Origin of the sequence: Mesoflavibacter sp. SCSIO 43206 (assembly GCF_019904215.1) — a bacterium.
GTDB classification, from domain to species: Bacteria; Bacteroidota; Bacteroidia; order Flavobacteriales; family Flavobacteriaceae; genus Mesoflavibacter; species Mesoflavibacter zeaxanthinifaciens.
The window spans coordinates 2,238,470-2,252,500 of sequence record NZ_CP063201.1 but is presented as its reverse complement, the minus strand read 5'-3'; the positions used below and the strand labels follow the sequence as shown (position 1 = coordinate 2,252,500).

Below are 14,031 nucleotides of genomic sequence, written 5' to 3'. Positions count from 1 at the left end.
GCGTACTGTTAGTAAATCTGATGCACTATCTTTATATAAAGACAATATATATAAGACAGAATTAATAAAAAATTTAGAGGATGGCGAAATAACATTTTGTGATCACTCTACTTTTACAGATTTATGTCGAGGAGGACACATACCTAATACTGGTATTATAAAAGCTGTCAAAATATTGTCTGTTGCAGGAGCTTATTGGCGTGGTGATGAAAACAACCCTCAATTAACACGTGTATATGGTATTTCATTTCCTAAACAAAAGGATTTAAAAGAATATTTGGAACTTTTAGAAGAAGCTAAAAAGCGTGACCATAGAAAACTTGGTAAAGAATTAGGGTTATTTGCTTTTTCACAAAAGGTTGGACAAGGTTTACCTTTATGGCTCCCTAAAGGCGCTGCGTTAAGAGAACGATTAGAAAACTTCTTAAAAGCTGCTCAAAAAAAAGCAGGTTATGAGATGGTTGTCACACCTCATATTGGCCAAAAAGAACTTTATGTTACTTCTGGTCATTACGCCAAATACGGTGAAGATAGTTTTCAACCAATAACAACACCTAAAGAAGATGAGGAATTTTTATTAAAACCAATGAATTGCCCTCATCACTGCGAAATATACAACAACACACAATGGTCCTATAAAGATTTACCAAAACGTTATGCCGAGTTTGGGACTGTATATAGATATGAACAAAGCGGAGAATTACATGGATTAACACGTGTAAGAGGCTTTACTCAAGATGATGCGCATATTTTCTGTACACCAGACCAATTGGATCAAGAGTTTAAAAATGTAATAGACTTAGTATTATATGTATTTGGATCTTTAGGATTTGAAAACTTTACAGCACAAGTATCTTTACGTGACCCTGAAAAACCAGAAAAATACATAGGTAGTGACGAAAATTGGGAGAAAGCAGAAAAAGCTATTCTAAATGCAACAAAAGAGAAAAATTTAAATTATATTATAGAAACAGGTGAAGCTGCCTTTTACGGACCTAAACTAGATTTTATGGTAAAAGACGCTTTAGGTAGACAATGGCAATTAGGGACTATACAAGTAGACTATAATTTACCAGAACGATTTGACCTTACATATAAAGGAAGTGATAACGAATCGCACAGACCTGTAATGATTCACCGTGCACCGTTTGGAAGTCTAGAAAGATTTATAGCAATATTACTAGAACATACAGGAGGAAATTTCCCACTTTGGCTAATGCCAACACAAGTTTCTGTGTTAACTCTTAGTGAAAAATATGAAAATTACGGTCAAAATGTTTTAACTTTGCTAGAAAATCACGAAATTCGCGCCCTTATAGATAATAGAAGCGAGACTATTGGTAAAAAGATTAGAGAGGCAGAAATGAATAAAACGCCTTACATGATTATCATAGGAGAGCAAGAAGAAAAAGAAAATAAAATTTCTGTAAGACAACACGGAGGTGAAGATTTAGGCACGATTAGTGTAGATGAATTTGCAGAAATTATTAAAAAAGAAATTAATAAAACAAAAAAACAATTTTAAATTTAAGTTTAACTAAAAACGAAAAGCCATAGCAATACGTAGAAAAAGATCAAGAGGACCAGCAAGAGTTATTAAAGAAGACCAACACAGAATTAACTCTAAAATTAGAGCAGAAAAAGTTCGTGTAGTCGGAGATAATGTAGAAGTAGGTATTTACCCAATTAAAAAAGCTTTAGCAATAGCAGAAGAGCAAGAACTTGATTTGGTAGAAATCTCACCTAAAGCAGATCCACCAGTTTGTAAAGTAATGGACTATAAGAAATTTCTTTACGAACAGAAAAAACGTGAAAAAGCTTTAAAAGCTAAAGCATCTAAAGTTGTTATTAAAGAAATAAGATTTGGTCCTCAAACAGACGATCATGATTATGAATTTAAGAAAAAACACGCAGAAAAGTTTTTAAAAGACGGTGCAAAACTAAAAGCATTTGTATTTTTTAAAGGACGTTATATAGTGTTTAAAGAGCAAGGACAAATACTATTATTACGTTTAGCTCAAGATTTAGAAGAATTTGGAAAAGTAGAACAAATGCCTAAACTTGAAGGAAAACGTATGACAATGTTTATTGCTCCAAAAAAATAATTAAACTCTTAATAAGAGTCAAAATAATATAAGCGAAATAATAAAAACTAGGAAACAAAATGCCTAAAATGAAAACAAAATCTAGTGCTAAGAAGCGTTTTAAGCTTACTGGTACTGGTAAAATTAAAAGAAAGCACGCGTTTAAAAGTCACATCTTAACAAAGAAGTCTAAAAAACGTAAGTTAGCTTTAACTCACGATGCATTAGTACATGATGCAGATGAGAACAATGTTAAAATCATGTTACGTTTAAAGTAACAAGACTTTAACCGGTTAAAATTATTTATAAACCCTGGAGTTAGGCTCAATCAAAGTGTTAAACAATTAACCGCCTACTACAAAAAAACAATTAAATTATGCCTAGATCAGTAAATTCTGTAGCTAAAAGAGCCAGAAGAAAAAAGGTGCTTAAACAAGCAAAAGGTTACTTTGGACGTCGTAAAAACGTTTGGACAGTAGCAAAAAATGCGGTTGACAAAGCTATGCAATATGCATACAGAGACCGTAGAAACAAAAAAAGAACATTCCGTGCATTATGGATTACGCGTATTAATGCAGGTGCAAGATTACACGGTATGTCTTATTCTCAGTTTATGGGTAAATTAAAAGCTAATAATATCGAATTAAACCGTAAGGTTTTAGCAGATTTAGCTATGAACAACCCAGAAGCTTTTGAAGCAATTGTGAATAAAGTAAAATAAGGCTTTTTGCCAATTGTATAACAATACTTCGCTTATATAAATTAAATCCGATTCTTTTTTGAATCGGATTTTTTTATTCAACTAACTTTAAAAATTGAATTTATGAAATTGTCTCAAGTCAAACTTGTTGTCTCTGATATGGATGGGACATTACTAAATAATCAAGGAGAAGTAAGTCAAAACTTTTTTAACTTATTTGAAGCTTTAAAAAAAGAAAACATACACTTTGTTGCTGCAAGTGGTAGACAGTATTTTAGTATTACAGATAAGCTTAATGGTATAACAAACGACATTACCATTATTGCAGAAAATGGAGCTATAACCAAACAACAAGGTAAAGATTTGCTTGTAATCAATATCCCTAAAGAAGAAATAAAAGATTTAATTTTACTATTAAGGTCTTTTGATGATATTGAAATTGTTCTTTGCGGAAAAAAATCTGCTTATATCGAAACAAAAAATGAAAGTTTTATAAACTTACTTAAGGAATTTTACACCATATACAAACAAGTAGAAGATTTAACATCTATTGATAATGATGACTTTTTAAAAATAGCCATTTACTGTAAACATGGATCTGAAGAACAATTATACCCGCATGTAAAACATCTAGAAACAAATTATAAAGTAAAAGTTTCTGGTAAAGTTTGGCTAGATATTTCTCATCAAAATGCTAATAAAGGTTTTGCTTTATCACAACTTCAAAAAAATCTAGGTATTACTACTGAAGAAACAATGGTTTTTGGAGATTATAATAATGACTTAGAAATGATGGAACGTTCCTACTATAGCTATGCTATGGAAAACGCACATCCAAATGTAAAAAAAGCAGCTAGATTTATAACAAAAAGCAATAATGAAGCTGGTGTAGAGATGGTACTAGCGTCATTATTAGAAAATATTAAACTTTCTAAACAAGGTTAACAGCGTATATTTTAACTAGTTCTTCTTTTCCTTTTAAAGGAATTTCACCTATTGATTTTATATCATATTTCTGAAGGTTATACATGGTTTTGTATAAACTTTCAGAAATTAATAATGATTGCTCATACTTATTACACTCGCCTTGTATTCTTGCTGTAGTATTAATAACATCTCCATGATAAGCAATTTCCTTTTTTACAGTACCAACTTCTGTTACTATTAATTTACCACCGTGTAAACCTGCTTTAAATGTCGGTATTACTCCAAATTGTTTTAAATACCATTTCTCCTTTTTTTTAAGTACTTCTTTATATTTATAAAACAGTTTTAGACAATTATTATGATGTATACCTCTTTTGTAAGTCCAACTTAATACAGCTTCATCTCCTACATATTGATAGATTTCTGCATCATAACGTCCAATAACTCGGTTTAAATCATAAAAACAGCTTTGTATTAATTTACTGTATTTATAATGTCCCAATTGTTCAGCTAACGTGGTCGAATCTTTTAAATCTAAAAACATAAAAACGCGTCGTTCTTCTCTTGGCTTTCTATATTTTCCTATTAAAAAATTAAAAAAGACACCTTGACCAAATTTTTCATTGGCTATTTTAATAAATGTAAAAACTTGAGAACAGATAATAAAATAACCAACCAATAACCAAAACACTTGGTTTTGTTGCCACCAACCTAAATCGTTGGATAAATTTAAATCTAGCTCTACCTCTGCTCTAGCATATATAATTGATAAGAATAAAATCATACCAACTAAATACACTAAAAATTTTAAGAAAATTATAATTGAAAGCGATAGGTTTTTAGCTACAAATTTATCAAAAACAAACTCTACAATAGCATACAAAAGACCTATAAGACCGCCTAAGTACAACCCAAACTTTAAGAGTTTTGCAAAAGAAAAATCAGTTATTGCAATACCTTCTTCTGCTCCTATTGCAAAATATCTTATAGTAATAAATAAACAGAATGCTCCAGACCAGAATAAAGTGGTAGAAAATAGTAGTTTTATAAATTGAACAAAATAATATCTCAATTGTTTTTTATTTAGAAATCTCGTCTATTGCAGCCTTAAATTCTGCCCAATTTATTTGCTTGTCTCCATCTTTATCGTAACCTTCAATAAGCTTACTTGCAACAATGCCTCTTATAAAACCACTAATTTCAGCTTGTTTTAAAAGTTCTTTAATTTCTGAAATAGATAATGTTTTATTGCCATCTTTATCAAAAAAAGCAAATGCTTCTTCTGGAGTTTTAAAATGGTTAGTGATTAGTATTTCTATTTTTTTTAAAATGGTTTCCTTGGTTGACATATTACTTTCCTTTTTAATAAAGATACAAAATGAAAGTTTGCAAGATTGTAATGAAACGTTAATTACCAAATACTGTTACTACAACTGTTCTACTACCTCCGTAATTACGATGTTCACACAAATAAATACCTTGCCAAATCCCTAAATTGAGTTTTCCGTTTGTTATAGGAATAGTTACAGAAGCTCCAAATAATGACGCTTTAATATGTGCTGGCATATCATCTGAACCTTCATAAGTGTGTTTATAATAAGGTTCATTTTCTGGAACAAACCTATTGATGTAGCTTTCAAAATCTACTCTAACGGTTGGATCTGCATTTTCATTTATGGTCAAACTTGCAGAAGTATGTTTAATAAATACCTGAAGTTGACCAATTTTTATACTTTGAATTTCAGTTGAAATTTTATCTAAAATTTCTGAAGTAATTAAATGAAATCCTCTTTTTTGTGGTGTTAAACTTATTTCTTTTTGAAAAAATTTCATCTAAATATTAAGTTTTCTGCTTTTTCTTTTTTGCTGCAGGAAATAAAACATTGTTTAAAATTAATCTGTAGCCAGGAGATGTTGGATGCAAATCTAATTCGGTTTTTGGATCACCAACTTTATGTGTATAATCTTCTGGGTCATGACCTCCATAAAATGTAAAAAAACCTTTACCTTTTATACCGTGAATATATTTTGCTTCTCCATTGGTCTTATTCTCGCCCATGACTAATACATTAGATTTTATTTCTTCTCTGTCAAAAGAAGTGGTTTGTCCCATAAAACCTTTAACCAACGCAGTGTGATTTTGACATAACATGGTTGGAATTGGATCCCATTTTGCTGAAAAATCCATTAAAGAAAAGTAGTCTGTTTCTTTAGGTATTTTACGCTTTGTAGTCATATCTATACTAGAAAATTCGTAAACCAATGGACTACGCTCTAAAGTAAAATCTTTAAAAGCAAAGGTTTTATTGAAATCAATTTTTGCTTGATAATTTGCATCGCTTGCATCGCCGTCAAACATTGGTTCGCAAATATCTACGCCGTCTGCAGATAACGCAATATCAAAACTATCTGTTGCGCTACACATAGCAAACATAAATCCGCCACCAACTACGTAATCTCTTATTTTTAAAGCTACATCTCGTTTTTCTTCAGAAACTTTTTTGTAACCTAATTTTGTAGCTAAGGCTTCTGCTGATTTTTTTTCTTCAATATACCAAGCAGCTTGCCTATATCTAGCATAAAATTTACCATATTGACCTGTAAAATCTTCATGATGAAGATGTAACCAGTCATAAAGTAATAATTCGTCTTTTAAAACTTCTTCATCGTAAACAGTTTCGTAAGGTATTTCTGCATAAGTTAATACCATTGTTACAGCATCATCCCAAGGTAATTTTCCTTTAGGTGTATAAACAGCAATTTTAGGAGCTTTTTCTAAAACTACTGCTTCCATATTTTTACTTGGACTGCTTATTTCTTTTAAAATACTTTCGGCTTTAACATCAGAAATGACTTCAAAACTTACGCCTCTTATTTGACATTCGCGTTGAATTCTTTCAGAATCTGGTAATAAAAAAGAACCACCACGATAATTGAGTAACCACTTAACTTTTAGTTGTTGGCTTAAAGTCCAATACGTAATACCGTAAGCTTTTAAGTGATTTTTTTGCGTATCTGCATCCATAGGAATTAGAACATATGACGCAAAACTTTGAAATGTGATTGATAAAAAAAGTATTAAAAAAAATGTTTTCTTCATAGATGAAAGATAAACAAAAAAAGTGCTTTTTTTAATTTTTTAATATCATTTTAAGTAAGGTTTAAGAACCTGAAAGTAAATCTGAAATTATTTTTGTTCGAGGAAACTGTTCTAAAATTATTTTAATAAAAACAGTAATAGGAATTGCCATAATTAAACCTGGTACGCCCCATATAAATCCCCAAAACATAAGCATTACTAAAACTGCAATAATATTTATAGAAAATGATTTTCCCATAAAAATTGGTTCTAAAATAGCGCCAAATAATATTTGAACAGATGTAATAGAAATGATAAAAAAGAGTAAAACACTAGATATTTCTAATTCTACAAAAGCAAAAATAGATAATAAAATTACGGTAATAAAAGAGCCTACCATTTGCACAAAATTGATAATAAATGCAAATAAGCCCCAAAATATAGGAAAACTAACATCAAAAAAGTAACATGCTAAACCAGTACCAATACCAGTAAGAAAACTAACCAAAAACTTAACTTTTATAAATTTTATTAAGTCTTTTTCAATCTTTCTAAATGTTTTTATAGAGGTGTGCTTTTGTTTTAAAAGTGTTCTATTAATTAATCGCTCTACATTAATAGATTCTGCTAACCACAATACCACAAAAAAGGTTGTAGTAAGTAAAGCTGTTAAAAATTTAGAAATAAAGCTAACTGTTGGAGATAAGTTATTTAAAATAACATCTTTATTTAAATACTTATTTATAGTCTTTACTCCTTCTACTTGTTGAATTCCAAAAAAAGATTCGAGGCTACCAACTAAACTATTTATTTTTAATTGGGCTTTATCAAAAAAGTGAGAATCTGAAGTTAATATTTCTTTACTTGATAATTTAATTAACTCTATACCCATCCAAACTCCTGCAACTATAAGTAATAAAACTAATACTATACTTAAATATTTAGGTACTTTACGTCTTCTTAAATTTCTTAATATTGGTAAGAATAATAATGCAATAAACATTGAAAACACCAATGGAATAAAGATAAATGACAAAATCTTTAAAAGATAGAATAGTATTGGAATTACAATTATTAAAAGCAAATAATTGGTAGTTTTTATTTTATCCATCGTTGGTCGTTGTTGCTAAAAAATGTATTAATTAAAATGGTACATCATTATCTTCATCTGGTGCTCCAAAAGCATCATTAGCAGATGGGAAATTAGATTGTGGGAAAGGATCATCATTCGTTTCATTCATTTTACTATGATATTCTTGTCCAAAAGGTGTATCAAAGTCGTCTAAATTGTCAAACTTACCAAGATGACCAATAAATTTAAGCCTTATGTTTTCTAGTCCACCGTTACGGTGTTTTGCAACAATAAATTCTGCTTGACCTTCTGTTGGTGATCGTTCTTCATCATCCCATTCGTCAATCTTATAATATTCTGGACGATAAATAAAACTTACAATATCTGCATCTTGCTCGATTGCTCCAGATTCACGTAAATCTGATAATAATGGACGTTTACTTCCTCCACGTGTTTCTACCGCACGAGATAACTGTGATAAAGCAATTACTGGTACACTTAACTCTTTAGCTAAAGCTTTTAAGTTACGTGAAATGGTTGAAATTTCTTGCTCACGGTTACCACCTGTACCAGACGCTGTCATTAACTGCAAATAATCAATAATAATCATCTTTATTCCATGTTGCGACGCTAGACGTCTAGCTTTTGCACGTAGGTCAAAAATTGAAAGCGAAGGTGTATCGTCAATAAAAAGTGGTGCTTTTTCTAAAGATTTTACTTTTACGTTAAGTTGTTCCCATTCGTGTTTTTCTAGTTTTCCTGTTCTTAATTTTTCTGAAGACAATCCTGTTTCACTAGAAATTAGACGAGTAATTAACTGTACAGATGCCATCTCTAATGAGAAAAACGCCACCGGTATGTTAGAGTTTACGGCAATATTACGAGCCATAGTTAGCGTTAATGCTGTTTTACCCATACCTGGTCTTGCTGCTACGATAATTAAATCACTTTCTTGCCAACCAGAAGTTAACTTATCTAGTTTATCGAAACCAGAAGGAATACCACTCATTCCTTCTTTTTTAGAGATTTCTTCAATTTTCTTTTTTGCTTGTATTACAAGATCTTGAGCAGTTTCACTAGATTTTTTAATATTACCTTGTGTAACTTCGTATAATTTAGATTCTGCACTATCTAACAGATCAAAAACATCTTTAGTTTCGTCATAAGCATCTTCAATAATTTCACTAGAAATTTTAATCAAGCTTCGCTGAATATATTTTTGCAAAATAATACGTGCATGAAACTCGATATGCGCAGAAGAAGATACTTTTTGCGTTAAAGATATTAAGTAAAAGTCACCACCAACCATATCTAACTTACCGTTAGTCTTTAATTGTGTTGAAACTGTTAATAAGTCTATAGGTTGGCTTTCTTGAAACAGCATAAAGATAGCTTCAAAAATGTGTTGATGTGCTTCTTTATAGAATGCTTCTGCGCTTAAAATATCAATAACTTCATCTACACCTTTTTTATCAATCATCATAGCACCTAAAACCACTTCTTCTAAGTCAATAGCTTGTGGTGGCACCTTACCTCTTTCTAGATTTATCAAGGTGCTTTTATCTACTTGGTAACCTTTTAATTGATTTGGTTGTTTCATTTATTGATATAAAATAATAGATTAAAATATAACGATTTACAGTTAATTTTTTGAGTGTAAATCTCAAGAAATTTCATTTTTTTTCGAGTTAACGAAAGTAAATAAATTGTTAAGAAAACCTTAATTAGAAATTGAGCTAATCTCAACAGGTCATTAACAATACGGTTGTTAATAACTCATTTTTTTTGTTAATAAGCACAAAAAAAATCTGAAACTCAAGTTTCAGATTTTTTGAGCAAATGATTTTATAAGGGTTAACCTTTAAATACACCCATTTCAGAATATTTTTCAATTCTTTTATTTACTAAATCTTTTGGTGATAAGTTTTTAAACTCTTCATAAGCATCTTCAATTGCTTTGCTTACTGTTTTAAAAGTTGTCTCTCTATCTGTATGAGCACCACCTAATGGTTCTTTAATAATATCGTCAACTATCTTAACTTTTTTCATGTCTTTTGCTGTTAACTTTAAAGCCTCAGCTGCTTGCTCTTTAAATTCCCAGCTTCTCCATAAGATTGAAGAACAAGATTCTGGAGATATTACAGAATACCATGTATTTTCTAGCATCATAATCTTATCTCCTACACCAATACCCAATGCACCACCAGAAGCACCTTCACCAATAACTATTGTTATAATTGGTACTTTTAATCTAGTCATTTCTAAAATATTTCTTGCAATAGCTTCTCCTTGTCCACGCTCTTCTGCTTCTAATCCTGGATATGCACCTGGTGTATCTAAAAGTGTTACTACTGGTATTCCAAATTTTTCTGCAGATTTCATTAAGCGTAATGCTTTACGATACCCTTCTGGATTAGCCATACCAAAGTTACGGTATTGTCTTGTTTTGGTATTATATCCTTTTTGCTGACCAATAAACATATATGTTTGGTCTCCTATTTTACCTAATCCACCAATCATAGCCTTATCATCTTTAAAACTCCTATCTCCGTGAAGTTCTAAAAAACTATCGCCACAAATAGCATTTATATAGTCTAATGTATAAGGTCTATTTGGATGACGTGATAGTTGTACACGCTGCCAAGGTGTAAGGTTTTTATAAATTTCTTTTTTTGTTGCTAGTAGCTTTTTTTCTATTTGTTTACAGGTTTGAGTCACATCTACATCACTCTCTTCTCCAATGACTTGACACTTGTCTAATTGCTCTTCTAGCTCTTTAATTGGTAATTCAAATTCTAAATATTCCATAGGGAATGTGTCTTTTAGTTTATTTGTTAGCGCACAAAATTACATTTTTTTAGTTGAAATAAAGCCAATATTTTTAAAAATTGGCTTCTTTTGTACGTTAAAATATAGAGTTATAATGGTTTATGTTTTCTTTTTCTCTTTAAATATTTTAGGTTTTTTATAATTCCATTAAATAATACAACTGCAAGGATTACAAAAGCACCTATGTAAAACGAAGATGACATAATTTCGGTTTCAGGAAATAAAATTAATGCTAAAATTATCCCGTAAATTGGCTCTAAATTATAGGTTAAAACTACTGTATAAGGACTAATATAACGCATCACATAAACAGAAGCTATAAACGCATAAGCAGTACAGATAGAAGCCAATAAAAGTAAATATCCAATATCTGAGGCGTTTATACTAAAAAATGAAGCGGTAAATCCTTCTCCAAACAAAGCTATATATATTGTAATAAAAATAACACCGCTTAAAAACTCGTAAAAAGATATTTTGGTTGCTGAGTGCTGTTCTAAAAACTTTCCATTTAAAACTGCAAATAAAGAAGATAAGAATGCTGAGACCATCCCTAAAATCATTCCTGTTAAGTGTTGGATTTCACTTTGAACAATTAAATACACACCTAAAATAACAATAAGACCAAAAAATATCTCGTAAGGAATAATCTTTCTTTTATAAAAAATAGGTTCTAAAAATGAGGCAAAAAAAGCTCCTGTTGAAAACATAGCTAATGCAATTGAAATGTTAGCTACTTTTATTGCTCCATAAAAGGTAATCCAGTGTAATGCAATTATAACTCCTGCTAAACAAAGCTTAATTAATTCTTTTTTTGTTATTTGTAGATTTACCTTAAATAATTTTACATATGCTATCATTAGAATTGTTGCAAACAACATTCTATACCAAACTAAACTTACAGCATTAATAGAAATTAGCTTACCTAATATTGCTGTAAATCCTGCTATAAAAACCAAGAAATGCAGATGAAGATAGTTTTTTAATTTATCGTTTAGCATTTTGTAACAAGAAGAAAGCTAGAATACCGAATATAATATTTGGTAACCAAACTGCTAGTAATGGACTAAAGTCTGATTGAGATGCTAGTGTACCAAAAATTTTGTCAAAAAAAACAAATACCATTGCTATTGTTATACCTATTGCTAGGTTTACTCCCATTCCGCCACGACGTTTTCTTGATGACACGGCAACTGCAATTATTGTTAAGATAAATACTGATACAGGTAAGCTCCATTTTTGATATTTTGCTAAACGATATCTACCTAAAAATTTAGAACCTCGTTTTTCTTCACGATCAATAAATTTTAAGAGTTTAGGGTATGATAAGGTTTCAGCAATAAAATCTTCTGGAGTTAAATCTTCTAAATCAAAAGAAAAAATAGTGTCTTTTTTTCTTTCTAATATAATTTTATCATTTGTTTCTCCTATTATACGTTTTTCGTAATTTCTTAAAACGTAAACAGAATCTTCTTCTACATATCTAATATTTGCTGCAGTTAGCTTATAAGTCATTTTATTATCTTCAAAATGCTCTAGAGTAAAATTTACTCCCATATTTTTTGAAGCATCAAAACTACTTACATAAATAATGTCGTTTTCGTTTATTTGTTTTAAAACGTTTCTGTTGTTATTATTTTTTTTACCAGAAAGGTATTTATATTTAAAGTCATAAAAACCTTTACTTGCATTTGGAGCTAAATACATTCCCATTAGTATAGAAAACAACGCAACAATAACTCCACCTATTAAATATGGTCTTAAAAAACGAGTAAAAGATACTCCGGAGCTTAAAAAAGCAACAATTTCTGTATTATTGGCTAGTTTTGAGGTAAACCATATAACAGATAAGAATAAAAACAATGGAAATAATAGGTTAGCAAAATAGATTGTAAAATATAATAGATACATCATAACTTCTCCAAAAGGAGCTTCGTTTTCTATTATTTTCCCTATTTTTTCTGCTAAATGAACTGTTATCCCTATAGGAACAAACAGAATTAACATCATTACAAATGTTAATAGATAGCGTTTTAATATGTACCAATCTAATATTTTCATGTATTACAAACGCTTATCCATTTGTTTTACCATTTTATCTTTCCAAGTTCTAAAATCTCCTGCAATAATGTGCTTTCTTGCTTCTCTAACTAACCACAAATAAAATCCTAGGTTATGTATAGTTGCTATTTGCTTCCCTAATAACTCATTGACATTAAAAAGGTGTCTTAAATAGGCTTTACTGTATTCTGTATCCACAAAAGTAATGCCCATTTCGTCTATTGGAGAAAAGTCGTCACGCCATTTTAAATTTTTAATGTTAATTGTACCGTGAGCTGTAAACAGCATACCATTTCTAGCGTTTCTTGTAGGCATGACACAATCAAACATATCTACACCTAATGCAATATTTTCTAATATATTAATTGGTGTACCAACACCCATAAGGTAACGTGGTTTATCTTCTGGAAGTATGTCTGTTACAACTTCTGTCATAGCGTACATTTCTTCTGCTGGTTCTCCTACAGAAAGTCCTCCAATTGCGTTCCCTTCTGCTCCAACACCTGCAATATATTCTGCAGATTGTTTGCGCAAATCTTTGTAAGTACTACCTTGTACAATTGGAAAAAATGCTTGAGAATAATCGTATTTAAAAGGTGTTTTTTTTAAATGTGTCAAACAACGCTCTAACCAACGATGCGTCATATGCATAGATCGTTTTGCGTAGTTATAATCACATGGATATGGTGTACACTCGTCAAACGCCATAATAATATCTGCACCAATGGTACGTTGTATTTCCATTACATTTTCTGGAGTAAATGTGTGGTAACTACCATCAATATGACTTTTAAATTTTACACCTTCTTCTTTTATTTTTCTATTAGCAGATAAAGAATACACTTGGTATCCTCCAGAATCGGTTAAGATATTTCTGTCCCAATTCATAAATTTATGCAAACCGCCAGCTTTTTCTAAAATATCGGTTTGAGGTTTTAAGTATAAATGGTAAGTATTACCTAAAATGATATCAGGATTAATCTCTTCTTTTAATTCTCTTTGATGTACTCCTTTTACAGATGCAACAGTACCAACAGGCATAAAAATAGGTGTTTCTATAACACCATGATCTGTTTTTATTACTCCTGCTCTAGCTTTACTTTGAGTATCTTTAGCTTTTAAATCGAAAGTCATATATGTGTAAAATCTTCAGCTAGCAAATATAACCAAGAATTAGACAATGGGTCTTAAATAGATTATAAAATTTAAACTGAATATTTAGTTTTTTATTTTAAAATCTAAATATTGTTAGCAAAATATGAAAATAAGTTAATAACTGCGT

General features: G+C 30.3%; 15 protein-coding genes (1 of these 15 running past the window's edge). 5 read left to right on the top strand and 10 right to left on the bottom strand.

Annotation, left to right across the window (positions count from 1 at the left end):
• The 5 genes from thrS to INR78_RS10325 all read left to right on the top strand — a co-directional run.
• Positions 1-1,525 carry the 3' portion of a threonine--tRNA ligase gene (thrS, locus tag INR78_RS10345; protein ID WP_223076454.1) on the top strand. Its footprint begins 410 nt before the window's first position, so the window shows 1,525 of its 1,935 coding nt (coding positions 411-1,935); its start codon lies beyond the left edge, outside the window; it ends in the stop codon at positions 1,523-1,525.
• 70 nt (positions 1,526-1,595) lie between these two features.
• Positions 1,596-2,105, top strand: a complete 510-nt coding sequence (infC, locus tag INR78_RS10340; protein ID WP_255593148.1) for a translation initiation factor IF-3 — start codon at positions 1,596-1,598, stop codon at positions 2,103-2,105.
• A gap of 59 nt (positions 2,106-2,164) precedes the next feature.
• Positions 2,165-2,362 (top strand): 50S ribosomal protein L35, encoded by a 198-nt coding sequence (gene rpmI, locus INR78_RS10335; protein WP_027879972.1) that lies wholly within the window; start codon positions 2,165-2,167, stop codon positions 2,360-2,362.
• Between the two features lie 98 nt (positions 2,363-2,460).
• Positions 2,461-2,805: a 50S ribosomal protein L20 gene (rplT, locus tag INR78_RS10330; protein WP_027879973.1), complete on the top strand. Its 345-nt coding sequence runs from the start codon at positions 2,461-2,463 to the stop codon at positions 2,803-2,805.
• A gap of 102 nt (positions 2,806-2,907) precedes the next feature.
• Positions 2,908-3,729 carry an HAD family hydrolase gene (locus INR78_RS10325; RefSeq protein ID WP_223076453.1) on the top strand — a complete coding sequence of 274 codons (822 nt, stop codon included), beginning with the start codon at positions 2,908-2,910 and terminating at the stop codon, positions 3,727-3,729.
• On the opposite strand, the gene INR78_RS10320 is transcribed toward INR78_RS10325, so the two are convergent.
• From INR78_RS10320 to tgt, 10 genes are all read right to left on the bottom strand, one after another.
• Positions 3,716-4,783, bottom strand: coding sequence for an adenylate/guanylate cyclase domain-containing protein (locus INR78_RS10320; protein ID WP_223076452.1), 1,068 nt, complete (start codon positions 4,781-4,783; stop codon positions 3,716-3,718). The two genes, INR78_RS10325 and INR78_RS10320, sit on opposite strands and share 14 nt — an antisense overlap.
• Before the next feature lie 7 nt (positions 4,784-4,790).
• On the bottom strand, positions 4,791-5,060 hold the full coding sequence (locus tag INR78_RS10315; protein ID WP_027879976.1) for an EF-hand domain-containing protein: 270 nt from the start codon (positions 5,058-5,060) through the stop codon (positions 4,791-4,793).
• Positions 5,061-5,118: 58 nt separating this feature from the next.
• Positions 5,119-5,544 (bottom strand): secondary thiamine-phosphate synthase enzyme YjbQ, encoded by a 426-nt coding sequence (locus tag INR78_RS10310; protein WP_106679649.1) that lies wholly within the window; start codon positions 5,542-5,544, stop codon positions 5,119-5,121.
• 7 nt (positions 5,545-5,551) lie between these two features.
• Complete coding sequence (locus INR78_RS10305; RefSeq protein ID WP_036227329.1) at positions 5,552-6,736, bottom strand: hypothetical protein; 1,185 nt, start codon at positions 6,734-6,736, stop codon at positions 5,552-5,554.
• Positions 6,737-6,872: 136 nt separating this feature from the next.
• Positions 6,873-7,901, bottom strand: coding sequence for an AI-2E family transporter (locus INR78_RS10300; protein WP_223076450.1), 1,029 nt, complete (start codon positions 7,899-7,901; stop codon positions 6,873-6,875).
• Between the two features lie 31 nt (positions 7,902-7,932).
• Entirely contained in the window at positions 7,933-9,462 is a 1,530-nt protein-coding gene (dnaB, locus tag INR78_RS10295) for a replicative DNA helicase (RefSeq protein WP_027879980.1), read from the bottom strand.
• A gap of 254 nt (positions 9,463-9,716) precedes the next feature.
• The gene (locus INR78_RS10290; protein WP_106679641.1) at positions 9,717-10,670 is read right to left on the bottom strand and encodes an acetyl-CoA carboxylase carboxyltransferase subunit alpha; all 954 of its coding nucleotides are present in this window, start codon (positions 10,668-10,670) and stop codon (positions 9,717-9,719) included.
• Positions 10,671-10,780: 110 nt separating this feature from the next.
• On the bottom strand, positions 10,781-11,689 hold the full coding sequence (locus tag INR78_RS10285) for a DMT family transporter (protein ID WP_223076449.1): 909 nt from the start codon (positions 11,687-11,689) through the stop codon (positions 10,781-10,783).
• Positions 11,676-12,749, bottom strand: a complete 1,074-nt coding sequence (locus INR78_RS10280; protein WP_223076448.1) for an LptF/LptG family permease — start codon at positions 12,747-12,749, stop codon at positions 11,676-11,678. Before INR78_RS10280 ends, INR78_RS10285 begins: the two co-directional genes overlap by 14 nt.
• 3 nt (positions 12,750-12,752) lie before the next feature.
• Positions 12,753-13,883, bottom strand: coding sequence for a tRNA guanosine(34) transglycosylase Tgt (gene tgt / locus INR78_RS10275; protein ID WP_223076447.1), 1,131 nt, complete (start codon positions 13,881-13,883; stop codon positions 12,753-12,755).
• Positions 13,884-14,031: the final 148 nt, after the last annotated feature.